Consider the following 25,684-nt stretch of genomic DNA (forward strand, 5'->3'; position numbering starts at 1 on the left):
TCCGGTACATCCCGGCTGCGACTCTCTGCGCGTCCGACCTCGGATCCACCGCGTTCCCCGTAGGGGTTCCGGCTCCGCTCCCGGCCGACCGAAGCCGGGACGGCGGCCGCGTACCCGGCTCCGACCGACCCGCCCGGGCCGGTCCCGGTCCCGGGACGCGTCCGCCTTCACGCCGTCACTAGGAGTTCGTATGCGTATCCGTCCTGTCGCCACTGTCGCCGGTGCGCTCGTGGGCCTGGCCGCGTCCCTGCTCCCCGCCACCGGCGCACAGGCCGCCGACGGGCACCGCGGAGTGGAGGTCGTCGCCCACCGGGGCGCCTCCGCCCACGCACCCGAGAACACCCTCGCCGCCGTCGACGCGGCCGCCGACCTCGGGGTCACCTGGGTGGAGAACGACGTCCAGCGCACCAAGGACGGCGAGCTGGTCGTCGTGCACGACACGTCGCTCGCCCGGACGACCGACGCCGAGCAGGTCTTCCCGGGCCGCGCGCCCTGGAACGTCGCCGACTTCACGCTCGCGGAGATCGAGCAGTTGGACGCCGGCAGCTGGTTCGGCCCGAAGTTCGCCGGCGAGCGGGTGCCGACGCTGGAGGACTACATGGACGCGGTCGAGGACAACGGCCAGAAGCTGCTGATGGAGATCAAGGCGCCCGAGCTCTACCCCGGTATCGAGCGGCAGATCCTCAAGGAGCTGCGCGAGGACGGCTGGCTGGACCGCCACCACGTCAAGCACCGGCTGATCGTGCAGAGCTTCAACGCCGGCTCGGTGAAGAAGGTCCACAGCCTGCGCTCCGACGTCAAGACGGGCTTCCTCGGCACGCCCGCCGTCGCCGAGCTGCCCAAGTACGCGGCCTTCACCGACCAGATCAACCCCCAGTACAAGTCCATCGACGCCGGTTATGTCGCGGCCGTCCACAAGGTCAAGGGCCCGCACGGCCGGCCGTTGGAGGTCTTCACCTGGACCGTCGACGACGCCGCCGGCGCGGTCAAGGCCGCCGGACAGGGTGTGAACGGCATCATCAGCAACAAGCCGGACGTCGTCCGCGACGCCCTGGAGGGCGAGGCCCGTTAGACCGTACCTGCTGGCTTTGGGACGGTGACCGGCCCCGGTGCCGCTGTCGGCAACGCCCCTGGACCCGGTTCCGGGGGCGTTGTCAGTGGCAGGCCATAGGCTGATGCCGTGATGAACGCAGAGCGTGATCAGCAGGCCGACTGGGCCTGGCGCGTGCTGGACACCCCCATCGGCCCGCTGCTGCTCGCGGCGACCCGCGAAGGGCTGGCGCTGGTCGGTTTCCACGCCGACGAGCGCACCACCCGCCGCGCGCTGGACCGTCTCCGGCAGGCGTTCGGCCGCGAACCGCTCCCGGAGATACCCCACCTGGCCACGGCGGCCGACGAGCTGACCCGGTATTTCGACGGCAGTCTGCACACCTTCACCGTCCCGCTGGACTGGTCCCTGTCCGCGGGCTTCAACGAGCGGGTGCTGCGTGCGCTGGCCGCCGGCGTCGCGTACGGCACGGTGGTCGGCTACCAGGATCTCGCCGACCGGGTCGGTGAACCGGGAGCCGCCCGAGCGGTGGGCGCGGCCATGGGCTCCAACCCGCTCCCGGTCGTCGTGCCCTGCCACCGGGTGGTGGCCAGTGACGGCGGCATCGGGGGTTCGGCGGTGGTCTGGAGACCAAACGCCGGCTGCTGGCTCTGGAGGGCGTCCTCCCGCAGCCTCTCTTCTGACGGAGGCCGGGCCTCGGTCCCGTACCGCTGCCCTTCCCCAGTTACGCCGACGGCCTCGCGCTCCGGTTCCCTCGGCTCCGCGCCCACCGTCCTCTCGCTCCGTTCGACCGAAAGACGCGTATCTGCCATGTCCCGCCAGGTAGCCCTGCTCCGCGGCATCAACGTCGGAGGCCACAAGAAGTTCCCCATGGCGCGGCAGCGCGAGCTGTTCGCGTCGCTGGGCCACACGGACGTGACGGTCCTCCTGCAGACCGGCAACATCGTCTTCGCCGACCCGGGCACGCCGCCCGCGGAGACTGCCCGCCGCATCGAGGCGCGGATCGCCGACGACCTGGGCTTTCCCGTTCCGGTGATGGTCCGCACGCGCGACGAGCTGGCCGCCACCGTCGCGGCCAATCCGTTCCCGGAGGCGGAGGCGGAGCCGAAGACCCTGCATGTGACGTTTCTGTCCGGCATACCCGCCGACGTGGCCCCGCTGGCGGCGCTGGATTCCGGCGCCCACGCCCCGGACCGGCTGCAACTGATCGGCCGCGAACTGTACCTGTGGTGCCCGGGCGGAGTCGGCCGCTCCAGGCTCGCCGAGGCCGTGTCCCGCGCCCGGCTCGGCGTGACGGCCACGGCCCGCAACTGGAACACGGTGACCAAGCTGCTGGCCCTGGCCGACGTCTGACACGGCCCGGGGGGCGCGGCGGGCGCTCAGTGGAGTGAGGTATCGGCCCGGCCCGCTCAGTGGAGGGACGTATCGGCCGGGCCCGTGGCGAAGCGGGTGAATCGCACCTGCAGACCGGCCCGCTGCGGCGCGCAGCAGAACGGCCCGGCGGTCGCCTTCGCCTCCGGGTCGAGGGGCGCCAGCCGCACCATGCGCCACGGCTCCTGTTCACGCCGCGCCCGTACGGTCAGCGCGTCACCACTGCGGCTCACGCGCACCGTGACCTCGCACCCCGCCCAGGACGGTACGGGCGCCAGCGACCAGTCCGACCACTCACGGGTGACCACCGCGCCCAACTGGGGCGCGCCGTCGCTCATTTCCACCCCGGCCTTGGTCCAGGTGCGGTCGTCCACCCGCACCATCACCCCGGCCTGGTCGTACAGTTCGTCGAAAGCGGCGATGAAGGAGACTTCGACGGCCGAGTCCGCGGGGAAGGCCGTCAGCAGTGCGTGGCCGGTGTCCCGGGCGAAGCCGTAACTGGTCCGCCGCCAGAAGTCACTCCCCTCGGCGGCTGTGACGACCAGCGTGCCGCCGCCCGTCGCCGCCGGCTCCCGCACCGCTTGTGGCGGTGGGTTCAGCCACCGCGCCGCGTCCGTGTCCGTGTCCCAGCCGATGTCCGCCATGCGCAGCGCCCCTCCCGGATTTTCGCGCGTCGTGGTCATCGGCTCACGCTAACCGGCGCTGCCCCCGGCCGTGACGGATTGTCGGTGGTGGGGGTCAGCCGTGTCCGTTCCAGGCCGGGCGGTCGGGATCGTCCGCCTTCACGACGACATCGGCGGCCTCCTCGGGCCGTACCTCCTCCTCGTACCGCGCGAAGGCGGGCAGCGTCCACCGCTCGTCCCGCGGAGTGCGGCGGGCCAGCGCGGCGGACGACAGCTTCAGGTGGACCGACAGGTCGAAGGGGAACCAGTGGCCGAACAGCAGGGGACCGTGCAGAAGCAGTACGCCGCCCGGCGGCAGCTCGGCATACGGGCTGCGCGTGGCCCGGTCCGTCCGGGGGTCCCACAGATCCGGCAGCACCCGCCCCGTACCGCCCGGGTCGAGTGGTGTGAACACCTCCCGCCAGAGCGCCTGCCGGTCGAACCACGTGTCGTAATACGCGTCCGGGTCTTCCTTCCCGTACTCCAGGCGCAGGGAGGCGGGACGCAGGAAGCCGTCGGCCGCGACGACGTGTACGGGCCTGCCGCGCAGCCGCAGCGCTTCGGCGAGCCGTCCGGCGACGTCGGCCGGGCGGGCGGCCGGCGCCCCGTCGACGGCGGCCCGCAGCCATGGCCCGCCGTCCGCCGACGCCGTCGCACCGATGCGCTCGGCGAGCGCGTCCGTCAGCCGGTCCCAGGTGATCGCTTCGAGCCGCACTTCTTCATTGTGCCGGGCGCGGCGGACGGACGAGCACACCGGTTAGGGTTGCCGGTCGAGCCAGGGGTGAAGGGTGAGGCGTGTGGGGGAAGCGGTCACGGACGGGCAGAGGTGGCTGCGGGTTCCGGTCGGCCCGGAAGCGCCGCAGTGGTCCACCCGGGCCAGGGCCGCGCGCGTCCTGTTCGTGGTGCACAACGTCACCTCCGCCACCCGGCTCCTGGACGTGCTCCCCCTGTTCGACGCCGACCCGCGCGTCCAGTGCCTGGCCACCTGTACGGGTTCCTCGCCGTATCTGCACGGCGTACCGGAACTGCTGGCGGACGCCGGGCTGCCCGTCCTGCCCTGGGAGCAGGCCGTGGAGACTCCGGTGGACCTGGCGGTCAGCGCCAGCTACGGCGGTGAACTCCACCTCATCAGGGGAAGTTGGCCGTCTTGTCACACGGCATCGGCTACAATAAGAGGCTTCCCACACCGGACACCGGACACCGGACACCGGACACCGGACACCGGACACCGGACACCGGACACCGGACACCGGACACCGGGAGCCGGGGCCGGAGGGGATGCCGGGCGAGCGCCGGTTTTCGGGCTCTCGCCGGAGTGGCTGCTGCGGGACGGTGTGCCCGTCGCGACGGCGACCGTCCTGTCCCACCCCGAGCAGCTCGCACGCCTCCGGCACGCCTGCCCGCCCGCCGCCCGTACCGCCGTCCTGGCCGGTGACCCCTGCTTCGACCGCCTGCTGGCCGCGCTCCCCCACCGGGACAGCTTCCGCCGCGCCCTCGGCGTGTCCGCCGGCCGGCGCCTCGTCGTCGTCAACTCCACCTGGGGGCCGCGTTCCCTGTTCGGCGACGCCGACGACGTCTTCCCCGGCTCCTGGAGAGTCTCACCCGCGAACTTCCCGTCGACTCCCACCGCTGCTGCGCCGTCCTGCATCCGAACATCTGGCACGGTCACGGCCCTGGTCAGGTACGTGCCTGGCTGCGCCGTGCCGAGCAGGCCGGACTGATCGTCGTCCCGCCGCTCGGGCCGTGGCGGCAGGTCCTGGCCGCCGCCGACGCCGTCATAGGCGATCACGGCAGCGTGACGTACTACGCGGCCGCCCTCGGCACGCCCGTCCTGCTCGGCGCCTTCCCGGAGGCAGATCTCGACCCGGCGTCGCCCGTCGCCGAACTGGGCCGCACGGCACCCCGGCTCCGCCCGTACGAACCGCTCCTCCCCCAGCTCGACGAGCTGCTGGCCGGCCACCGCCCCGACCGTTACGCCCAGCTCACCGCCCTGGCCAGTTCCTCTCCGGGCGGCTCGGCCGCTCTGCTCCGGCGCACGTTCTACGGCCTCATCGGCCTCGCCGAGCCCGGCACTCCGGCTTACCTGCCGCGGCTGCTCGATCCCTCGTACGGTGGCCTGCCCTCCGACATCCCGCCCGCCTCTCCGCTCCTGGCTCCCCTCCAGGTCCTGACCCACCTGCGCGACCACCGCCCCGCCGCGCCTCCCGAGATAGCCGTCACCCGCCATGCGGAAGGCGTCGGCGCGGCAACGTACCCGGCTCCGGCCCCGACCCCGGAGCCGACCGCAGCCCCGGCCTCACCTCAGCCTGCCGCCCCCACCGCATCCCACGCCTCTCCCCACGCCACCTCACACACCACCCAACGCCCCACCTCACACACCCCTGTGCACCCCGGCGCCCACACCGCCGTCCACGAGCACGTCCCGGACGTGACCCGGCTCGCCCTCGCCGACCTGGTGCTCCACGACTCCCGGCCCGAACCCGCGGCGTGGACGCAGGAGGCGATGCGGCGTCACCGGCACTGCGCCATGGCCGCGTGTGTCACCGCGCCGGACACCTGCCTCGTACGCATTCCGGACGGACGTCTGGTCACCCTCACCGCGGCGCCCGGCGCGGACGGCCACCGCGACCTGTGCGATCCGGCCGTCTACGCCTCGGCCCTCTACGCCTGGTACGAGCGCGGAAAGCCCGTCGAGGAACTTCTCGACGGCCTGGTCGTGGTCACGGGCGACACCGGCCACCACGTGCAGGTCACGATCACTCCTCCTCGCTGACCTCCCCCTCCGTAGCCACCCTCCGCCGGGCCGTCTCCACCCGGTCGAGCCGTGCCCGTACGGCACCGGTCCTGGGTGACCCCGTCCTCTCATGGCAGTCGAGCGCTGCTCGCAGACACCGGATCTCGCCCGCCACGTCCCCGGCCAGGGCGGCCCGGTCGGCGCGCAGCTCCGCCAGATCCGCCTGCTGGACGACCGAGCCTTCCGCCGCCATGACGGAAGCGGCGCGGCCGAGCGGCTCGTCCGCCTCCTCTGCGCGTCCGGCGTCGAGCAGGGTCCGTCCGAGGCTCATCAGCACCCTGGCCTCGTTGTACGGGTCGGGCAGCGCGCGTATCAGTTCCTGCGCGTGCCGCAGCTGAACGACCGCTTCCTCGTAGCGGCCCATGCCCTGGAGCGCCCGTCCGAGGTGGTGTTCGAGCAGGGCCAGCGCACGCGGGTCGCCGACCTGCCGCGCCAGCTGCCTGGCCGACCGGAAGCACTCGGCGGCCTCGCCCCACCGTTCCTGCTTCAGATGCAGCAGTCCCAGGGACTCCACCGCCGTCGCCTCGCCCCGCACGTGTCCGGCCCGCCGGTCCGCCGCGGCCGCCTCCGCGAACTGGGCCCGCGCCTGGCCGTACTCCGCCAGTCCCAGATGAGCGAAGCCGAGCTGGGCGCGCATCCGCCCTTCGGCCTCGGAGCACTCCTCCGCGCACCGGACGGCGGCCTCGACGCCGAGCCGGTGGGTGGAGACCCACTGCTGGTGGTAGCCGAGCCGTAGGTGCAGCCCCCACATGGCCTCGCACAACTGCCACGTCAGGTCGTCGAGTCCGTGGTCGTCAGCGGCCCGGACCGCCTCCGCCAGATTCTCCCGTTCGTCCCGCAGCCAGGCCAGCGCGCTGATGCCGTTCTCGTAGGCCGCGGGCCGGCCCGCCAGCCGTGTGTACGCGGGCCCCAGGTGCCAGCGGCCGGGCAGCACGCACGCGTCGGCCGCGGCCGCGGCCCGCAAGTACCAGAGCAGCGTACGGCGGACGGCTGCCGCGGCCCCCGCGATGCCGTCCTGGGTCAGCGCACGCTGTTGCGCGTACTGCCGCCACAGGTCGTGAAACCGGTAACACGCCTGGCCAGCAGCGTCGATCCGGCCCTCGGACCCGGATTCCGCCGCCCGCTCCGCGTCGGTCGCGTCCTCCAGCAGCCGTGCGTCCGCGAGTTCGGCGAGCAGGGAGCCCGCCGCGTCCTCGGGTATCCCTGCGGCCGCCGCGGCGGCGCCCGGCGTCACATGCCGCCACGGCCGCAGACTCGTCAGCCGGAACAGCCGGGCCGCGCCCTCCGAGAGATGCCCGTACGAGGCGTCCATCGCGCCGCGCATCGGCTCGTCCGGCGCGGTGCCTGGGGTGGTGTCCGGTGCGGCGGCTGGAAAGGTGGCTGGGGTGGCGGCCGGAGAGGTGGCTGGGGTGGTGGCCGGTTCGGTGGGGGCAGCTGCGGCGGCTGGTGCGGAGTCCGGCGAGACGGACGGTGTGGCGTCGGCCGCCGTGTCCCCTCCGTACGGCGCACGCGCTGCCTCGTCGTCACCGCTCGTGCTCATTTCGCGCTCCAGCAGTTCCCAGTCCGGCTGTCGCCTGCCGGCGGCGCGTGCCCCGATCGCGCACAGCGCGAGCGGCATGCCGCCACACCGCCGCGCCACCGCCTCGACTCCCGGGCCCGTACCGCCCAGACGGGCGAGCAGCCCCACCGCGTCGGGGGTGCGCAGCGGTCCGAGCCGTATGGTGTGCGCGCCGTACTCGATCACGAGGCGGCCCAGGTCGGCCCGGCTGGTCACGATCGTCAGGGAGCCCGGTGACGCGGCGAGCAACGGCCGCACCTGCGCGGCGGAATGAGCGTCGTCCAGCACCGTGAGGATGCGCCGGTCCGCCGTCACGCTGCGGAACGTGCTCTGCTGGGCGTCGGGGTCCGCCGGTATCCAGTCCCGGTGGACCCCGAGGTCCCGCAGGAAGCGCGACAGTACGTCGGACGGCGCGGCCGCGGTCGTGGCGGACGCCCCGCGCAGGTCCGCGTACAGCTCGCCCTGCCCGAATCGTCCGCGCAGCGCGGCGGCCAGGCGCAGGGCGGTGGCCGACTTGCCCACGCCGCCCGGTCCCCACAGGACGACCACGAGAGGCGCTCCGGCGTCCCCCGCACCGTCGGCGTCGCTCTTCGGCGACGCCTCGTCCAGTAAGCGCGTCACCTCGGCCAGTACGGCGTCACGGTCGACGAAATGGCGGGTGCCGGGAGGCAGCGTACGAGGCACCGGCGCACCCGGCATGATCGCCGGGGCGGTCTCCCGGATCGTCACCGTGCCTATCGTCCGGGCCTGTACGACGGCTCCGTACACCGTCCCGCCGCTGATTTCGTTGCGCACACCGGCGGCGGTGGGAAGGGGTCCGGAGCGCCAGGCTCCCGGTCAGCCACGAGCGGGCCCTTCGCCGAACCCGCCGCCGCGCTGGTCCAGCCGGGTGACCACGCCGGCCTGGATGGTCGTCCCGTGGTGCACTCCGCCGCTGATGGAGTTGTGCACCTCTCGCACCTCGACCCTGGTGCCCTCGTCCGGCCGCAGTTCCGCCAGCAGCCGCCGCAACTCCTCGGCTGCCGCCGGGTCGTCGCGCAGCGCCCGCCGCAGCCGCACCCGCCACTCGGCCGCCACGTCGGCCGCGCCGTCCTCGTCACCGTCGCGCTGCGCGGTCACCAGCTCCGTGCGCGACACTTCCAGCTCCCCTTCGAGCGCTTCTTCCTCACCGCCGCCCCCACGCCGCGAGAAGAACGCCGCCACCCGTTGCCGCGCCTGCGTCCAGCCCTCGGTCACCATCTGCTGCACCAGCGCCGTCGCCCCCGCCGTCGCGAGCGCCGTCAACTCCGCGTCCATCGGTCCCCCCTTGTTCCCGCCGTACGAGCCGTACGAGGTGTACGGACGGGCTCGCTGTCACGGTGCGTCGCTGCCACGGTAGGGGAAAGTGTCCCGCCCCCGCCCGCTTCGCCCGTTCCCTCCGCTCGCCCCTCCGACTCCTACTTCTCCCAAGCTACTTGACCCCACTGACAGTCACCGTCCTCCGCCGCTCCCCTCACCCCGAAAGGAGTCGTCGGGCAAGGGCCAAGGGCGCGGTCGCGCAGCCGGACGAGGTGACACCGGCGCGGTGGCCGGTGGCGCGTTCGACGGACGCGGTGCCGGTTTCGGATTCGAGCGCGGGGGCGTAACCGGCGCCGCGGAGCGCTTCGAGTGTCTCGGCGGGCGGCCGGGCACTGGCGAGAACCGTGGGAGCGATGGCGCGCAGGCCGAGGTCCTGGAGGGCGCGGTGGGCGGCGAGTTCGCGGATCAGGGCCTCGTCGTCGGAGCGGATGCAGCAGGCGGTGGGCAGTACCCGCATCCGGCCGTGGGCACGGGCGGTGTCTTGGACGAGGTAGGTGAGGGGCTGCGGCAGGGGGCCCGCCGCGGACACCGCGGCAAGTGCGGCGAGCAGGTCCGGGGCTGTGAGTCCGGCGTCGAGCGCCCGGCGTACGGATGCCGGGGTGAACCGCCAGGTCACGGCGTGCCCTTCGGACTCCCGCTCGGCGGCCGAGGACAGCAGGCCGGCGAGGGCCGCTGCCGGCGGCCCCGGCACGACGGCCGTCAGATCGGCCTGGAAGTGGGCCTGCTCGACGGGTGGCGGAAGCAGCTCCCGGAGGTGCGAGCGGAGAGCGTCGGGGTCCCCGGGGGACACGGCGAGCAGAGCATGGCCCAGTGGGGTCAGAGCGCCGTGGGCGACGAGCGCGAGGAAGGCGGCCTCGTCCAGGATGTGCGCGGCGCGGTCCTCGGCCAGCGGCTCCCCGACGACGGCCAACGGCCGGTGCCAGGCCGCTGCACGGAGAAGAGCGGGCAGGTCGGGCCGGTGGTCCGGCGCCCCGGACGGCCGGGACGAACCGGATGCCCCGATCCCCCCGGAAGGCCGGGACGCCCCGGATGCCCCGAACCCCCGGAAGGCCGGGACGCCCCGGATGCCCCGAACCCCCGGAAGGCCGGGACGCCCCGGATGGCCCGGACACCTCTGCCGGTCGGGACGAGAGCGGCGTGCCCCCCGGTAGCCGGGGTAGCCGCTCATCCGCCGGGGCACTGGCCAGGGCTTTGAGGAGCGCGTGGCGCAGCGCCGGAGCGTGCCGGTCTTCGCCGCGCACCAAGGCGGTGGGGGTTTCGCCGAACGGGGTGTGCGTGGGGACGGCCCAGAGAGTGGTCCAGGCGGTGAGGACCGGCGCCAGCCGCTCGCCTGGCGCCTTGGCGAGCCATGCGTCGTACGACCCGGTAGGCACCGCCGTGATGCCGGCGGGGGTCCGCTTCAGGGCGACGAGGTCGGCGGCGAGCACGAGATCGAGCAGGAGGCGGGTACGGGCCTCGGACGTCCCCGCCGTCTTGGCCAGCCGTTTGATCTCGCGCAGCGCCAGGCCGCCGGTCTTGCGGAGAGCCGCGGGCTGGGCGGCGAGCGCGGCGAGCAGCCGGTCCAGGATGGTGGCGAGGGCCGACGCGGCGGCCTGGGACTCGCCCCGGAGGGAGGCGGGGGCGGGGACGAGCGCTTCCGGGGCGCCGGCTCTCGGCTCAGCGGCTTCCGGAACTGTGGCGCCCGGAATCGCGGCTTCCGAAGCTGCGGCTTCCGGGAAGCGCGGGGCGACGGGGGTGAAGGTCCCCAGGTCATGGGCGGCCAGGAGTTGCGGCGTACGCGGCGGGACCACGATGGCGCCGTTCTCGGTGGGGGCGGCGAGCCCGTCCGCGTAGAGGAGTTCCAGGGCGGTGGTGACGGCGTCGCGTGCGGGGCCAGGGTCGGCGGCGCCGAGGGCCCGGAAGGCGTCGTCCACCAGGACCGGTTCGGTGGCCAGGTCCGGGAACGACAGCCGGTGCGCCATCAACGACTGGTAGTCGGCTCCGGCCGTGGGGGCCGCGGGTACGGGGGCGGCGCTCCGGGCCAGGTCCTGGCTGATGCGGGCGGTGGCGGCGAGCACATGGAGACGGGGGTGGTCGAGATGGAGGACGGTGTGGTGGAGGGTTTCGTACGACCAGAGGGCGCCGGCCAGCTCACGGAGCCTGGTCGGTGCCGGCCTGCGGGACAGCGGTTCCGCGTGCCGGGTGAGCAGGGCGGCCAGCTCGTCGGGGGTGCGCTGGGCGAGGGAGCGGGTGAGTGTGTCGAGGCCTTCCACGGCTTCGAGGTTAGTCATCGGCCGAGCAGTGCGGTGAGGGCCCCCGCCGGGTCGGCGTTGGCGCGGCCGGTGGGCCACCAGTCCTCGGTGCCGGGGTCGGATTCGTACGGATACCAGCGGTTGTCGTGGCCGAAGCGGAGCTGGATGCCACGGGCGGGGTCGGTGAGGTGGTTGTACCGGGGCCGGAGGGCGGGGAGGCCGGCGGCGGTCAGGGCGCTGCGGGCGCGGTCGAAGTCACCGGCCGGCGGGTTCCAGGTGGCGTCGAGCAGGTCCAGCCCTTCGGGACCGCCCTGACGCCAGGCCGCGACGGCGCGGGCCACGTCCGTGACGGTACGGCCGGTGGCCGCGGCGAGATCGCGGTAGAGGGCGCGGGTGGTGGAGGTCAGACCGGCGGTGGGGTGGGCGCCGGCGGCCAGCCTGATGCCGTCCTGCCAGGGGGTGAGGGCGGGGAACGGGGACCGGCCGGACACCTGCGGGAGGCTCGCCTCGGCCGGGTGCGCGGGCGGGAGCCCCGGCCCGGCCGGGTGCGCGAACGGGGAGCGTGGGCTGCCGGCCTGCGGCTCCGGGGTGGTGGCCGATATGCGGCTCAGGTAGGCGTGTGCCCGGGCCGTGGCGTCGGTGGCGAGGAATTCGAGGGCGCCCGGGTCCAGCGGAAGGCCGTCGGCGTCCGGGAGGGCAGGGGCGTGCCCGGGCTGTGGCGGGAGGGGCATGGGTGGCGGCAGGGGCGGCAGCAGCCTGTCGGCCAGGGCAGCACGGGCGGGCACGCCGCGGGGCGCGCGGACTTGTCGGCCCGGCTCCGGCGGCGCGGAATCCGGCGCGTACTCCGCCTCCGCGCTCCCACTCGCCCGCTCCTCCCCCACGGCTCCGGAATCACCCGGCGCGGTGCCGGCTTTCGCAGTCCTGCCCGCCGCAGCTGCCGCCCGCGCGTCGGCGCGCGGGCCGCTGGGGGCGTCGGACAACGGCCCGGCAGCCGTGCCCGGCGGCGCGAACTGCGCGCTGCGCGATTCGCGGGCGGTGAGTGTCGCGTTGCGGCGGGACAGCTCGTCGAGGAGTTCGCGTTCGCCGCGGCCGCGCATGAGGAGCAGGACGAACGGGTCGGCGTCCAGCAGCCGCGCCACCTGGAAGCAGACCGCGGCGGCGTGCTTGCAGGGGTTGCCGTGGTCGGGGCAGGAGCAGCGCGGTACGAGGTCGCCCGGGCCGGGCAGCAGCCGTACGCCCGCTTCGGCGACGGCCTTCGGCAGCTTCTTGGCCAGGAGAGCGGTGAGCTGGGCCGGCTCGGCCGCCACCGAGTCCAGGAGGACGGTCCATTCGTCGTCGGCGAGCTGCTGGAGGCGGATGGCCACGTTGTACGGGCGCGGCCTGCTGCCTCGTACGGAGGCGGCGATGCGCCCGGGGGTGATGTTGATCGTGTCGACGTTGCCCTCCCGCGCGTACGCACGGCCGCGGGCGAGGCGGCCGCTGTCCAGGGCCGTGGTCTCCAGCGCGTCCAGCCAGGCGCTTCCCCACCACGACTCGGCGAACAGCCCTCGGGCGCCGGAACGCTGCGGCAGCGGCGGAAACGTCCGTGACCGGTCGGAGCGGTCCAGGTGCCCCGGCAGGTGTCCTGCCGCGAGCCCCGGGCGGCCCTGCCCGGGGCCGCGACCGGGACGGCCGGCTGAAGGCACGTCTTCACCCGGCGACGGGAAGCGGTCGGCGCCGCCCCCAGGGAAGGGACGTGGGTGGCGGCTCATGCGGCCCTCCTCAGGGAGACGAGGTCGGCGAGCTGGGCGTCGGTCAGTTCGGTGAGGGCGGTCTCGCCGCCGGAGAGGACGGCGTCCGCGAGGGCCCGCTTGGCGGTGAGCAGTTCCGCGATGTTGTCCTCGACCGTCCCTTCGGCGATGAGCCGGTGGACCTGGACCGGCTGGGTCTGGCCGATGCGGTAGGCCCGGTCGGTGGCCTGTTCCTCGACGGCCGGGTTCCACCACCGGTCGTAGTGGATGACATGTCCGGCCCTGGTGAGGTTGAGTCCGGTGCCGGCCGCCTTCAGGGACAGCAGGAAGACCGGTGTACGGCCGGACTGGAACCGGTCGACCATCTCCTCACGGACCCGCACGGGCGTACCGCCGTGCAGGAGGGCGTTGCCGATGCCGCGCGCGGTCAGGTGCTTCTCCAGCAGGCGCGCCATCTCCACGTACTGCGTGAAGATCAACGTCGCGCCGCCCTCGGCGAGAATCGTGTCGAGCAGTTCGTCCAGCAGCTCCAGCTTCCCCGAACGGGCCGCCAGGCCGGGAGCGGCCTCCTTCAGGTACTGCGCGGGGTGGTTGCAGATCTGTTTGAGGGCGGTCAGCAGCTTCATCACGAGGCCGCGGCGGGCGATGCCCTCGGCCGCTTCGATGCGGGCCAGGGTCTCGCGGACGACCGCCTCGTACAGCGCGGCCTGCTCGCGGCCCAGCGCGACCGGGTGGTCCGTCTCGGTCTTGGGAGGCAGCTCGGGGGCGATGCCGGGGTCGGACTTCTTGCGGCGCAGGATGAACGGGCGGACCAGCCGGGCGAGGCGTTCGGCGGCTTCCGGTTCCTCGCCTCCTTCGACCTCGCGGGCGTACAGGGCGCGGAAGGTCTTCAGGGAACCGAGGAGACCGGGAGTGGTCCAGTCGAGGAGGGTCCACAGCTCGGAGAGGTTGTTCTCGACGGGGGTGCCGGTGAGGGCGATGCGCGCCGGGGCCTTGATGCCGCGCAGTGCCTTGCCCGTGGAGGACCGCGGGTTCTTCACATGGTGCGCCTCGTCCGCGACGACCCAGGCCCAGGGGCGGGCGGCCAGGGCGGCGGCGCTCGAACGCATCGTGCCGTAGGTGGTCAGGACGAAGCCGCCGGCCACGTCGTCCAGGCTGCGGCCGGTGCCGTGGAAGCGGCGTACGGGCACGCCGGGGGCGAAGCGCTCGATCTCGCGCTGCCAGTTGCCGAGCAGGGAGGCCGGGCACACCACGAGGACGGGGGCGGCGGGCCGTTGGTGGAGGTGAAGGGCGATGACCGTGATGGTCTTGCCGAGGCCCATGTCGTCGGCGAGGCAGCCGCCGAGCCCGAGGGTCGTCATCCGGTCCAGCCAGGCCAGGCCGCGGAGCTGGTAGTCGCGCAGGGTCGCGTTCAGCCCGGCGGGCTGCGGCGGTACGGGAGCATCGCCGGTCAGGCGGGAGCGCAGGGCGGCGAGGGCGCCCAGGGGCACCACCTCGATCTCTTCGCCGTCCACCTCGGTGGAGCCGTTCAGCGTCGCGGCCAGGGCGTCGACCGGGTCCAGATAGCCCAGCTCACGCTTGCGGGCCTTGCGGACGAGTGCCGGGTCGACCAGCACCCACTGGTCGCGCAGCCGCACCACGGGCCGGTGGGCCTCCGCGAGAGTGTCCATCTCCGCCTCGGAGAGCGGCTGGCCGTCCAGGGCCACCTGCCAGCGGAACTGCATCAGCTTCTCAGTGTCGAAGAAACCGAATCCGTCGGCCGCGGAGCCGGGGGCCGGGCGGATGACGGCGGCCGCGGTCAGTCCGCGAGCCAGCTCCTTCGGCCAGTGCACGGCGATGCCTGCGGCGGCCAGGCGGGGCGCCGCGTCGCCCAGCAGCTCGTACAGCTCCTCCTCGGCCAGCGGCAGGACGTCGGGGACCGGCCGTTCCAGGAAACGGGACAACGGGGGCCAGACGCGGGCGGCCCGGCGCAAGGCCAGGAGGGTGTCGACGCGGGCGCGCGGGCCGAAGTGGTCGGGGCCCTCGCCCTCCCACAGCTGTACGGCGTCGGTGACGAGGGTGGGGTCGGTGAGGCTGTGCACCTGGAGAACGGCTGCCGCGGCACTGCGTTCTTCCGCGGCGACATGATCCGCCTCAGCCTCGGTGGGGGCGTCGCCCTCCACCACCCCGGGCTCCGCCCTCATGTCGAAGAGCCCGTGGGCGGCCAGATCGAGCCGCAGCGACAGCCGCACCCCGGCATCCACCCCGGCTGCCACCTCGGCAGCCCAGTCCCGCGCGCCGGGCAGGTACTGCGGCGCCGCTGCCGCGAAAGGGGCGCCGGTCAGATGTGCCGCCGCCGGCGTACGGGGCAGCGCGTCCGCCACCGCGTCCACGAGGGCCCTGACCAGCAGCGCCGGGTCGTGGAGCTGCAACGGACTGCTGTCGGGGAGCGGAACGGCGTACCCCTCGGGCGGCATGGCGGCGGCGACCGCCCGGAGGTGTGCGACGTCCTCGGGCTCCAGCGGTCCGGCGCGCCACGCGTCGAGATCCCGGTCGGTCAGTCCGGGCAGGAGGCGGCCTCGCGCGGCCAGGTTCAGGGCGTGCAGGACGGCCGCGCCCCAGCAGGCAGCGGCGGGGTGAGCGGACGGGTCGTGCCGGGCGCGGGCCAGCAGGGGAACCGCTTCGGCGACGGGAAGCAGCACCGCGGGGACCGTACGTCTACGGGCACCGTTGCCGTGCCGCCGCGCGACCGTGAGCTCGGCGGCCTCCGCCGCGCCAGTCGCCTCTGCCTCCCCTGTCGCGCTGTCCACCCCCGCCGGGCCGGGTGCCCCCGCGTCATCCTCCGCAGCCGGGGAGGTGCTCGGAAGCGGGCCACCGTCCGGCCGCCAGAAAGCGAACCGGCCGGCCCGAGGCGGCTCGGCAGGCAGGAACACCACGGCACAGCGAACCAACGCGGAAGCGTCCGCACTCCCCCGCTCCTCCTGCTCCTCCCGCCTCACGCGGCCCGTTCGCCCCACGGCACCGGCAGACGGCAGTCCGGCGGCGGACACCCGCTGTCCCGCTGCCTCTCCGCTCTCCGCCATGCCGTCGCCTTTCCCTAGCTCCCGTCGTACCCCTCGCGCCTGACCCGCCCCCGCCCCCTTCGCGGCCTTTGCTCCCGCCGTTCGCCGCTCGCGTCTCGGCTGTCCCACACCCCGACCTGCGAGTTTACGGTCGTCCACGCCCACCCCTCCCTTCCACAGCCTGCCGACGACGGTGACGGACCGAAGCCGGAACCCCGCCGACAGCGCCACGACCGAGCCTCGGAACCGCTCGGACCGTGTGAGATCGATGGAAGCAGACGGCACTGACAACGGCCCCGCCGACGAGCCTCGGAGCGAAGTTATCCACAGGCCGCGAGAGAAATCCCACGCCCGGCTCGCGATCGGCTGCCGTCGATTCCGTCGTCACACACAGTGACGAAAAAGCCACGGCGAGGGGGCCGTCATGAACCGTCCGACCACCGACACACACCACCCGACAGCCGAGCAGACCGCCGCCGCGGACGCCTTCCGCACGGGCGACCACCTCGTGATCCAGGCCGGAGCGGGCACAGGCAAGACCACGACGCTCGCGATGCTGGCCCACTGCCCGCCCCCACGCGGGCGCCCGCCGTGCGGGCAGGGCCGCTACATCGCTTTCAACAAGGCGATCGCGCGGGATGCCTCCCGGCGCTTTCCCGACCACGTCACCTGCAGTACGGCCCACGCGCTCGCGTACGCCTCCGTAGGCAAGGACTACCGGGCCCGGCTGAACGCTCCACGGCAGGCGAGCTGGCGCGTCGGCGCCGCCCTGGGGATCGACACCGGGATGACCGTCCGCATCGGTGCCCGCCGGATCAGCAACAAGGCCCTGTCGTACTCGGCCCTGCGCACTGTCTCCCAGTTCTGCCAGTCCGCCGACCCGGATCTCACGGACCAGCATGTGCCCCGGCTGCGCGGAGCCGAGACGGACGTGCTGCACGGGCAGTTGTCGGAGGTCGTCCTGCCGTTCGCCCGCAAGGCCTGGACGGACCTCCAGCATCCCGATCGGGGCACCGTGCGCTTCGAGCACGATCACTACCTGAAGATATGGGCACTGAGCGGCCCGAAGATCGCGGCGGACTTCCTTCTTCTCGACGAGGCCCAGGACACCAACCCCGTGGTCGAGCAGATCTTCACCTCGCAGCGCGGGCATGCCCAGCTGGTCATGGTCGGGGACTCCGCGCAGGCCATCTACGGCTGGCGTGGAGCACGCGACGTGATGAGTGCCTTCGACGGAAGACAGCTGACCCTGTCCCGGTCCTTCCGCTTCGGCCCGGAGCTGGCCGCGGAGGCCAACCGCTGGCTGGCCATCGTCGCCGCCCCGATCCGGCTCGACGGCTCACCGTGGCTGGTCACGGAGCTGGGAAAGGTCCCCAGACCGGACGCGGTCCTGTGCCGGACCAACGTCGGAGCGATGGTGGAGGTGATACGCCAGCTCGAACAGGGCCGTCGGGTGGCGCTGGCGGGTGGCGGCGGAGCGCTGGCCGCGCTGGCGCAGTCCGCGCACGACCTCCGATCGGGCCGCCGCCCGTCCCACCCCGAACTGATGCTCTTCGAGTCCTGGCAGGAGCTGCGGGAGTACGCGGAGTACGACCCGTCGGGGCGGGATCTCCAACCCTTGGTCGAACTGGTCGACGAGCACGGAACGGAGGCGGTGCTGCAAGCGCTGGACCGCTTGTCGGAGGAGGAAGCGGCTGAGGTCACCGTCTCGACGGCGCACCGGGCCAAAGGGCGGGAGTGGCCGACGGTCCGGATCGCGGACGACTTCACGGGCCCGGACGACCTCGACGAACGGGACGAGCGCGGTGAGCCGCTCCCCGGGCCCGTCGACCTCGCGGAAGCGCGCCTGGCCTACGTAGCGGTCACTCGGGCCCGGAACCGGCTGGACATCGGCGGTCTGTCATGGCTCAACAGCCACCCGGCCGGCGACCCTCGCCCGGACCTGCCCAGGGAATCACCATGAGCGCGCGGCACACCACACACCGGGCACGCGGCGGGGCGCTCTCGGACCACATGACGCGGACCCCAGATCAGGAGGACCCTGGAAGATACCTCGACACCGCACGAACGGTCTGCAGGAAGCAATGCGTGATGAGTGGTGGTGAGTGGTGATGGGTGATGCGTACCGGTAATGAGCCTCTTCAAGCACGCAGCCCGCTGAAGATGCGCCGTTGGCTGGCGTTGTGGGGATTGCTGTGGGCCGCGGCGGGCACGGTGGCATTCGTGCTGGCCGGCAGGCCGGGGTGGGCAGCAGCGTGCGCCGTGGTGGCCGCACTGGCCGCGACGGACCTGGCGATGGTGATACGGCACATCCGCCAAGGCCCGCACTACCAGCCGGGAAAGGATGTGCCGCCGTACGAACCGGACCACGGTTCTGGCGCCGGGCCACCGCGCCTCAGCCCACCCGACCGTGGTCGGTGTGGCGGCTGGCCGGACGGTCGCGGCCCGAGCAACCGGTGCCGAGACCAGGCCGAGGCGGACGGGAGCGAGGACGACAACGGGGAAGGAGGTGACCGAGGACGAATAGGCGACGGCCGCTAGGGACGGCCTCGGGCGAGCCAGGGCTGGGTCAGGGCAGGCCAAGGCGAGTCGAGCCTTACGACTCTTCCGAGCCTTCCGAGGGTTCGAAGCGGGCAGCTTCGATGAATTCGGGGCGGGGGTCGAGAGCCGCGGCCAGGCGGAAGTGACGCTGGGCTTCTTCCGGCCGGTTAGCGCGCTGAAGGGTGCGGGCCAGGGCGAAGTGGGCGAAGGCGTTGTCCGGTTCGCGCTCCAGGACGATCTGGAATTCCAGTTCGGCCGGACGCAGTTGCGCGGCGAGGAAGAAGGCACGGGCGCGCAGGAGGCGGGCGGCGGTGTTCTCCGGGTGCGCGGCGATGACCGGGTCCAGGAGTTGCACGGCGCCGCGCGGGTCGCGGGCCGCCAGCAACTGCTCGGCGGCCCGGAAGTCGATGACGTTCGTCTCGGGGCTGCGTTCGGCCACGGCCGTCTCCTTTCCCGTGCCACGGGCCATCACCCGCACAAGGTTCGCCGCTTCGGTACGGGCAAGCCCATGCGTCACCCGCTCGGCAGGCGTTACGTGCGGCTCAACAAGCACGTTGCCCGTCGCATTCCCCACTCCGGCGGCCCGCAACCTGGTGGCGTCAGGTGTTCGTATGGGCCGTTCGGTTGCTGGGAGGGCGGGGCATCTCGGGGCGACGGGGCACCGGGATGGCGGGGCATCGGGACGCTGGGGGCGCAGGGAGTGGGGCGCAGGGAACGGGGGCGCAGAGGGCCAAGGCGCGGGGCTGGGCGCGGGGCGGGGCGGTTTGGCAGGGGAGCAGGAGGCAGGGTGGGGAGGCGGGGGGGCCGGGGGCCCGGGGGGCGGGGGGCAGGGGCCGGGAAAGTCGGAGTGCGGGAGCGGCGAGCTGGGGTGCTGGGGTGCTGGCGTCAGGATGCCGGTGGCTTCAATGGCCAGGGGTGTCGGGGCGAGCGCTGTCCGAATGTGTGCCCGGCCCGATGTATGCCCGACCCGGTGTGTGCCCGGCCCGCCGGGGCAGGTGCCGGTCGCGCGGGCTGCCTTCACACACTGACGGAGATGAAAGGTCGCCTCGGAGTCGCCTCGGTGCTTGTGAGCACGCCCGGGGGGATCCGCCCGATAGCTCAGCCGGTTCGCTCGCGGAGGTGTTGCCATACCTGGCGTACCTGGGGTTCCAGGGCTTCCAGGGGGCCGTCGTTGTCGATGACAAGGTCGGCGATCGCGAGGCGCTTCTCGCGTGTCGCCTGTGCCTCCATGCGGGCCTTGGCCTCGCTCTCGGCCATGCCTCGCAGCCGTACCAGCCGGTCGAGCTGGGTGTGTGGCGTGGCGTCGACCACGACGACCAGGTCGTACAGGGGTGCGAGGCCGTTCTCAGTGAGCAGCGGTACGTCGTGCACGACCACCGCGTCCGGGCCGGCCGCCGCTTCCAGTTCGGCCGAGCGGGCGCCCACCAGCGGGTGCACGATCGCGTTCAGGGCCTGGAGTTTCTCCGGGTCGGCGAAGACGATCGCGCCCAGTCCGGGGCGGTCCAGGGTGCCGTCCGCGGCCAGCACGTCCTCGCCGAACTCGGCGGTCACGGCGGCGAGTCCGGGAGTGCCGGGCTCGACCACCTCACGTGCGATCTTGTCGGCGTCCACGATCACCGCGCCGTACGACGCCAGCAGCCGCGACACCTCGCTCTTGCCTGCGCCGATACCACCCGTAAGCCCCACCTTCACCATGGGGCCCACGCTATACGGCTCGGTCCACTCCCGGCCACGGGCATCGGACCGGCGACCGACGGGCGGCAGCTGTTCCTCAGGTGCCTGCCCTCAATGCCTGCCCTCAGGCGCCGCCGTTCTCGCCTTCGCGTTCCGCGAGGAAGCGCTCCAGTTCCCGGCCGATCTCGTCCGCGGACGGCAGTTCCATCGGCTCGGCGACCAGGTTTCCCCGGCTCTCCGCCCCGGCCACGGCGTCGTACTGGTGCTCAAGGCCGCTCACCAGCGCGACCAGCTCTTCGTCCCCCTCGGAGATCTGCCGCTCGATCTCCTCCTGGGTGCGCAGCGCCTCCGTGCGGAGCGAGTGTGCCGCGGTCGGCAGCACGAGTCCGGTGGCGGCCGTCACCGCTTCCAGCGCCGTCAGCGCCGCGTCCGGGTACGGGGAACGGGCCACGTAGTGCGGTACGTGCGCGGCCACGCCCAGCACGTCGTGCCCTGCCTCCGCGAGCCGGAACTCGATCAGCGACTCGGCGCTGCCCGGCACCTGGGCCTCGTCGAAGAAGCTGCTGTGGCCGGGCATGAGGTCGGTGCGGTTGCCGTGCGGGGTGATGCCCACGGGGCGGGTGTGGGGGACGCCCATCGGAATGCCGTGGAAGTTGACCGCCAGCCGTACGCCGAGCCGCTCCACCATCTGCCGCACCGCGGCGGCGAAACGCTCCCACTCCACGTCCGGCTCCGGACCGGACAGCAGCAGGAACGGCGCGCCGGTGGCGTCCTCGACGAGCCGCAGTTCGATGCTCGGGGTCTCGAACGCGGTCCAGCGGTGGCGCTCGAAGGTGAGCAGCGGCCTGCGGGCGCGGTAGTCGACGAGACGGTCGTGGTCGAAGCGGGCGACGACCCGGTGGGTGAGGCTGCCCAGCAGCCGCTCCACGATCTGGTCGCCGGTCTCACCGGCGTCGATGTAGCCGTCGAAGTGGTACAGCAGCACCAACCCCGCGGAGTCCCGCGCGGTGATCGCCTCTACCGCCGCGAGCCCGCTCGGCTCCCATTCGTACAAACCCTGGGGATCCAACACAGTGACCGCTCCTCCTCGATGTCCGTCCCCCAGAACGTCGTACGTGCTCCCGGCATTCCCACCGCGATCCACCACTCGCCGGCGCCACACGGACGGGGGTACGTGATCGCTACGCCGACCGTCACCTTGCGGGTCGCGGGACGCGGCTTTCGGGTCGCGGGGTCCGCGACGGAGGCGAGACGCACACTCGGATGTTCACGTCGGTGAACATCCGGAATCAGGGAGGTGTGGGGCGGTGGAGCCTGGTGGGCCAGTCAGCCACACCGAAGCTCGGGCTGACGCGCCACGCCGGTCGATTCCCATCCGACCCTTGAGGTCGATCCTGCCGCCACCGCTCCCCCAACACCTCACCGGCCTCCCGCAGTTGACCGCGCATCGATCGGTGCTACCTTCACCACCGTTCCCTGTTCATGGTGACGTTCTCCGTTCACGTACAGGAAGGCGCATCGATGCGTACGCGTTCTCTTCTGCCGCTCCCCGCCGCCGCGCTGCTGAGCGTCGGCGTTCTGCTCCCGGCCTCCGCCGCGGCGCGCGGGAGCACTCCGGGGCCTGCCCCGGCCTCCGCCTCGGCCGTCACTCCAGCCCCAGCCCGCACCATCGACGTCTCCACCGCCGCCCAGCTCAAGAGCGCGCTGTCAGCTGCCAAGCCCGGCGACACCATCCGGCTCGCGGACGGCGCGTACAAGGGCAACTTCAAGGCCGCCACCGCGGCCGGCGCCGCCGCGCGGATCACTCTCACCGGCTCGGCCAAGGCCGTGCTGACCGCGAGCAGCGGTTACGGGCTCCACTTGAACGGCGCCTCGTACTGGACGGTACGGGGCATCACCGTCACCGGCGGCCAGAAGGGCATCGTGACGGACGCGGCGAACGGCGTGATCCTCGACTCCGTCACCGTGCACGGCCTGGACATGGAGGGGTGCACTTCCGTAAGTCCAGCAAGGACGGCGTCATCAAGGACTCGCGGATCTACGACACCGGGCGGGACGGCAGCGGCATGGGTGAGGGGGTGTACGTGGGCAGCGCGGGCGGGACCGGGGACAAGAGCGACAACGTGCAGATCCTGCACAACACCATCGGGCCCGGCGTCGGTGGCGAGAACATCGACATCAAGGAGGGCACCACCGGGGCGAAGATCATCGGCAATACGTTCGACGGCAGCGGGCTGACCGGCGCCCACTACGACGACTCGTGGGCCGACATCAAGGGCAACAAGGTCCTGGTGGAGGGCAACACCGGCACGCACACCCGTAACAACGGTTATGAGACGCACAGCCAGCAGCCGGGCTGGGGCTGCGGCACGGTCTTCCGCGGCAACCGGTCCGACCTCGGCGGAGCGTCGGGCCCGAACCGCTACGGCTTCCACATCACCAACTACAACGCGTCCAACTGCCCAGTGACGATTTCCGGCGACAACACGGTAACGGGCGGACGCGGGATCGCCACCCCGGGCGTCCCGGTCGGATAAGACCCCGCCGCCAGTAGAACAACCCCTGCCCCATACACCCCTGCCCCCGGACGCTCTCTCCGCCCCGAACACGACGAAGGCCCGCCCCCACAAGGGGAGCGGGCCTTCCATGTCCTACCTGTCAGCGCTCACCGGGTCCTGCCGGCGGCGCTCACCGGCACCGGGACGCGATCAGCTCTGGCCGCCGGCCAGCTTCTCGCGCAGCGCGGCCAGGGCCTCGTCCGACGCCAGGGCGCCGGAGTTGTCCGCCGACTCCGAGGAGTACGAGCCACCGGAGACGTTGCCGCCGCCGGCGTTGCCCGAGCCGCCCGCGGCCGGAGCCGCCGCGCCCTCGGCCGCAGCCTGCTCGTCGGCCTCGCGCGACTTGATGACCTGGGCCTGGTGCTGCTCGAAGCGCTGCTGCGCCTCGGCGTACTGGGTCTCCCACGCCTCGCGCTGGGCCTCGTAGCCCTCCAGCCAGTCGTTGGTCTCCGGGTCGAAGCCCTCGGGGTAGATGTAGTTGCCCTGGTCGTCGTAGGACGCGGCCATGCCGTACAGGGTCGGGTCGAACTCGACCGCCGTCGGGTCGGCGCCGAAGGACTCGTTGGCCTGCTTCAGCGACAGCGAGATCCGGCGACGCTCCAGGTCGATGTCGATGACCTTGACGAAGATCTCGTCGTTGACCTGGACGACCTGCTCCGGGATCTCCACGTGGCGCTCGGCCAGCTCGGAGATGTGGACCAGGCCCTCGATGCCCTCGTCGACGCGCACGAACGCACCGAACGGAACGAGCTTGGTGACCTTACCCGGGACGACCTGACCGATCTGGTGGGTCCGGGCGAACTGCTGCCACGGGTCTTCCTGGGTCGCCTTGAGCGACAGGGAGACGCGCTCGCGGTCCATGTCGACGTCCAGGACCTCGACCGTGACCTCCTGGCCGACCTCGACGACCTCGGAGGGGTGGTCGATGTGCTTCCAGGACAGCTCGGAGACGTGCACCAGGCCGTCCACGCCACCCAGGTCCACGAAGGCACCGAAGTTGACGATGGAGGAGACGACGCCGGAGCGCACCTGACCCTTCTGGAGGGTGGTGAGGAAGGTCTGACGGACCTCGCTCTGGGTCTGCTCCAGCCAGGCACGGCGGGACAGGACCACGTTGTTGCGGTTCTTGTCCAGCTCGATGATCTTGGCCTCGAGCTCCTTGCCCACGTAGGGCTGCAGGTCGCGCACGCGGCGCATCTCGACCAGGGAGGCCGGCAGGAAGCCACGGAGGCCGATGTCGAGGATGAGACCACCCTTGACGACCTCGATGACGGTGCCGGTGACGATCCCGTCCTCTTCCTTGATCTTCTCGATGGTGCCCCAGGCACGCTCGTACTGGGCGCGCTTCTTCGAGAGGATCAGGCGGCCTTCCTTGTCCTCCTTCTGGAGAACAAGGGCTTCGATCTCGTCACCGACGGCGACGACCTCGTTGGGGTCGACGTCGTGCTTGATCGAGAGCTCGCGGCTCGGGATAACGCCTTCGGTCTTGTAACCGATGTCGAGCAGGACCTCGTCCCGGTCGACCTTCACGATGACGCCGTCGACGATGTCGCCGTCGTTGAAGTACTTGATCGTCTCGTCGATCGCGGCGAGGAAGGCTTCCTCGTTACCGATGTCGTTGACCGCAACCTGCGGGGTGGTGGCGGTGGTCTCGGTGCTGCTCGTCATGTGGGAAAGGGCTCCGGTACGGACATTGAAGTCGTAGGTACTGCTACGCCGAGAGCCTGTGTCGCTTCTGCATAAGACCGGACAGCGTCAGGGACGGCTGAACCCGGCACTCCTAACCAACCGAAGCACCGGCAGCGTCCCGAAAACCGAGGGGACATACATACAGATGCGAGCGCGACCTGCTCCGTCTGAGGTGCGCAGGCCCGCAGCGCAACTTGTAGCATACGGGGGCAGCCGGACACGGTCAATGCGCGAAGACGCACACCCGGGGCGGAACGCCCCATAACCGGCACACGCCATGTTCCGCGAGGCCGTGAGGGCCTCTGGGCCACCGGCAGCCACAAGCTCAGCGAAGAGTACGACGACGGGCGCAATGATCCAAGAGTACGAGCCGGAGGCGACACGACGTGCCGCCTCGGACACGGAGAGCAGCCGGGCCAGCCGCGGCTGGTGGGACCGCAATGCGGACGAGTACCAGAACGATCACGGAGCGTTCCTGGGGGACGACCGGTTCGTCTGGGGCCCCGAGGGGCTGGACGAGGCGGAGGCCGGGCTCCTGGGGCCCGCGACCGGGCTGAAGGGACGGCGCGTCCTGGAGATCGGGGCGGGCGCGGCCCAGTGCTCCCGCTGGCTGGCGGCGCAGGGCGCCCACCCGGTGGCGCTCGACCTCTCGCACCGGCAGCTCCAGCACGCGCTGCGGATCGGTACGGGGGCTGAGCCCACCGCCGACCCGGCGGAGCCCACCGGCCCGGGCCCGGCCCCGGGCGTGTCGGCGCAGGTCGGACTGGTCGAGGCGGACGCGGGCGCGCTGCCCTTCCGTGACGCCTCCTTCGACCTCGCGTGTTCCGCCTACGGGGCGATCCCCTTCGTCGCCGACCCGGTGCGCGTGCTGCGGGAGGTACGGCGGGTGCTGCGGCCGGGCGGTCGCTGGGTGTTCTCGGTGACCCACCCGATCCGGTGGGCCTTCCCCGACGAGCCGGGCCCGGAGGGCCTGAGCGTCGGCGCGTCCTACTTCGACCGCACGCCCTACGTCGAGCAGGACGAGACGGGCCGGGCGGTGTACGTGGAGCACCACCGGACGCTGGGCGACCGGGTGCGGGACGTGGCCGCCGCGGGCTTCCGGCTGGTGGATCTGGTCGAGCCCGAGTGGCCGGAGTGGAACACCCAGGAGTGGGGCGGCTGGTCGCCGCTGCGCGGGAACCTGATCCCCGGTACGGCGATCTTCGTCTGCGTCGCGGACTGAGGTGGCTCGGGTCGCGGACGGAGGCGGCCTGTGCCAGGGGCCCGGGGTGGCCTGCGTCAGCGGCCCGGAGTGGCCTGCGTCAGGAGGCCGGGGTGGCCTGCGTCATGGACTGCGGTGGCCTGTGTCGCGGGCTGAGATCGTCTGCGTCGCGGCCTGAAAGGAACGGTCCGGGTCGCGGCCTGAAGAAACGGTCCGGGTGGTGGGCTGAAGGAACGGTCCGGCAACGC

18 protein-coding genes and 2 pseudogenes are annotated in these 25,684 nt (G+C 72.6%); 9 read left to right on the forward strand and 11 right to left on the reverse strand.

Annotation, left to right across the window (positions count from 1 at the left end; translation table 11 throughout):
- The first annotated feature begins 190 nt into the window (after positions 1-190).
- The 3 genes and pseudogenes from ACEXOX_RS13765 to ACEXOX_RS13775 all read left to right on the forward strand — a co-directional run bounded on the left by ACEXOX_RS13765 (position 191) and on the right by ACEXOX_RS13775 (position 2,401).
- On the forward strand, positions 191-1,072 hold the full coding sequence (locus tag ACEXOX_RS13765) for a glycerophosphodiester phosphodiesterase (protein ID WP_406520844.1): 882 nt from the start codon (positions 191-193) through the stop codon (positions 1,070-1,072).
- Between the two features lie 111 nt (positions 1,073-1,183).
- Positions 1,184-1,731 (forward strand): annotated as a pseudogene (locus ACEXOX_RS13770) (methylated-DNA--[protein]-cysteine S-methyltransferase).
- Positions 1,732-1,858: 127 nt separating this feature from the next.
- Positions 1,859-2,401, forward strand: a complete 543-nt coding sequence (locus tag ACEXOX_RS13775; RefSeq protein WP_406520846.1) for a DUF1697 domain-containing protein — start codon at positions 1,859-1,861, stop codon at positions 2,399-2,401.
- A 56-nt stretch (positions 2,402-2,457) separates the two neighbouring features.
- On the opposite strand, the gene ACEXOX_RS13780 is transcribed toward ACEXOX_RS13775, so the two are convergent.
- Both ACEXOX_RS13780 and ACEXOX_RS13785 read right to left on the reverse strand, forming a co-directional pair.
- Positions 2,458-3,063, reverse strand: coding sequence for a DUF1349 domain-containing protein (locus tag ACEXOX_RS13780; RefSeq protein ID WP_406526335.1), 606 nt, complete (start codon positions 3,061-3,063; stop codon positions 2,458-2,460).
- 94 nt (positions 3,064-3,157) lie between these two features.
- Positions 3,158-3,796 (reverse strand): uridine kinase, encoded by a 639-nt coding sequence (locus tag ACEXOX_RS13785; RefSeq protein WP_406520848.1) that lies wholly within the window; start codon positions 3,794-3,796, stop codon positions 3,158-3,160.
- A gap of 82 nt (positions 3,797-3,878) precedes the next feature.
- Here ACEXOX_RS13785 and ACEXOX_RS13790 point away from each other — a divergent pair, with 82 nt between their 5' ends.
- Positions 3,879-4,802: a hypothetical protein gene (locus ACEXOX_RS13790; protein ID WP_406520849.1), complete on the forward strand. Its 924-nt coding sequence runs from the start codon at positions 3,879-3,881 to the stop codon at positions 4,800-4,802.
- A 74-nt stretch (positions 4,803-4,876) separates the two neighbouring features.
- Positions 4,877-5,854 carry a hypothetical protein gene (locus ACEXOX_RS13795; protein WP_406520851.1) on the forward strand — a complete coding sequence of 326 codons (978 nt, stop codon included), beginning with the start codon at positions 4,877-4,879 and terminating at the stop codon, positions 5,852-5,854.
- On the opposite strand, the gene ACEXOX_RS13800 is transcribed toward ACEXOX_RS13795, so the two are convergent.
- The 5 genes from ACEXOX_RS13800 to ACEXOX_RS13820 form a co-directional block, all read right to left on the reverse strand.
- Positions 5,838-8,228, reverse strand: coding sequence for a tetratricopeptide repeat protein (locus ACEXOX_RS13800; RefSeq protein WP_406520853.1), 2,391 nt, complete (start codon positions 8,226-8,228; stop codon positions 5,838-5,840). The genes ACEXOX_RS13795 and ACEXOX_RS13800 overlap by 17 nt on opposite strands.
- Positions 8,229-8,270: 42 nt before the next feature.
- Entirely contained in the window at positions 8,271-8,729 is a 459-nt protein-coding gene (locus ACEXOX_RS13805; protein WP_406520854.1) for a hypothetical protein, read from the reverse strand.
- Positions 8,730-8,925: 196 nt separating this feature from the next.
- Positions 8,926-9,681, reverse strand: a complete 756-nt coding sequence (locus ACEXOX_RS13810; RefSeq protein ID WP_406520855.1) for a helicase-associated domain-containing protein — start codon at positions 9,679-9,681, stop codon at positions 8,926-8,928.
- Between the two features lie 1,356 nt (positions 9,682-11,037).
- A complete protein-coding gene (locus ACEXOX_RS13815; RefSeq protein ID WP_406520856.1) occupies positions 11,038-12,753 on the reverse strand; it encodes an SWIM zinc finger family protein in 1,716 nt (571 codons plus the stop codon).
- A complete protein-coding gene (locus ACEXOX_RS13820) occupies positions 12,750-15,728 on the reverse strand; it encodes an SNF2-related protein (RefSeq protein WP_406526336.1) in 2,979 nt (992 codons plus the stop codon). The genes ACEXOX_RS13815 and ACEXOX_RS13820 overlap by 4 nt, the downstream gene beginning before the upstream one ends.
- A gap of 469 nt (positions 15,729-16,197) precedes the next feature.
- On the opposite strand from ACEXOX_RS13820, the gene ACEXOX_RS13825 reads away from it, so the two are divergent.
- Positions 16,198-17,736: a UvrD-helicase domain-containing protein gene (locus ACEXOX_RS13825; protein WP_406520857.1), complete on the forward strand. Its 1,539-nt coding sequence runs from the start codon at positions 16,198-16,200 to the stop codon at positions 17,734-17,736.
- Between the two features lie 200 nt (positions 17,737-17,936).
- A complete protein-coding gene (locus tag ACEXOX_RS13830) occupies positions 17,937-18,314 on the forward strand; it encodes a DUF6343 family protein (RefSeq protein ID WP_406520859.1) in 378 nt (125 codons plus the stop codon).
- 55 nt (positions 18,315-18,369) lie between these two features.
- Here ACEXOX_RS13830 and ACEXOX_RS13835 read toward each other — a convergent pair whose 3' ends face one another.
- The 3 genes from ACEXOX_RS13835 to ACEXOX_RS13845 all read right to left on the reverse strand — a co-directional run bounded on the left by ACEXOX_RS13835 (position 18,370) and on the right by ACEXOX_RS13845 (position 21,060).
- Complete coding sequence (locus ACEXOX_RS13835) at positions 18,370-18,753, reverse strand: tetratricopeptide repeat protein (RefSeq protein WP_406520861.1); 384 nt, start codon at positions 18,751-18,753, stop codon at positions 18,370-18,372.
- A 659-nt stretch (positions 18,754-19,412) separates the two neighbouring features.
- Positions 19,413-20,009, reverse strand: a complete 597-nt coding sequence (coaE, locus tag ACEXOX_RS13840) for a dephospho-CoA kinase (RefSeq protein ID WP_406520863.1) — start codon at positions 20,007-20,009, stop codon at positions 19,413-19,415.
- A 103-nt stretch (positions 20,010-20,112) separates the two neighbouring features.
- Complete coding sequence (locus ACEXOX_RS13845; RefSeq protein WP_030021007.1) at positions 20,113-21,060, reverse strand: proteasome assembly chaperone family protein; 948 nt, start codon at positions 21,058-21,060, stop codon at positions 20,113-20,115.
- Between the two features lie 449 nt (positions 21,061-21,509).
- On the opposite strand from ACEXOX_RS13845, the pseudogene ACEXOX_RS13850 reads away from it, so the two are divergent.
- A pseudogene (locus tag ACEXOX_RS13850) lies at positions 21,510-22,525 on the forward strand (sheath polysaccharide-degrading enzyme).
- A gap of 171 nt (positions 22,526-22,696) precedes the next feature.
- Here the strand turns inward: ACEXOX_RS13850 and rpsA are convergent.
- The gene (gene rpsA / locus ACEXOX_RS13855; RefSeq protein ID WP_030021005.1) at positions 22,697-24,214 is read right to left on the reverse strand and encodes a 30S ribosomal protein S1; all 1,518 of its coding nucleotides are present in this window, start codon (positions 24,212-24,214) and stop codon (positions 22,697-22,699) included.
- 373 nt (positions 24,215-24,587) lie between these two features.
- Between rpsA and ACEXOX_RS13860 the strand changes: the two genes are divergently transcribed.
- A complete protein-coding gene (locus ACEXOX_RS13860; protein ID WP_406520866.1) occupies positions 24,588-25,457 on the forward strand; it encodes a class I SAM-dependent methyltransferase in 870 nt (289 codons plus the stop codon).
- Positions 25,458-25,684 lie beyond the last annotated feature (227 nt).

Source organism: Streptomyces sp. Ac-502, assembly GCF_045222935.1.
In the GTDB taxonomy this organism is placed as follows: Bacteria; Actinomycetota; Actinomycetes; order Streptomycetales; family Streptomycetaceae; genus Streptomyces; species Streptomyces monomycini.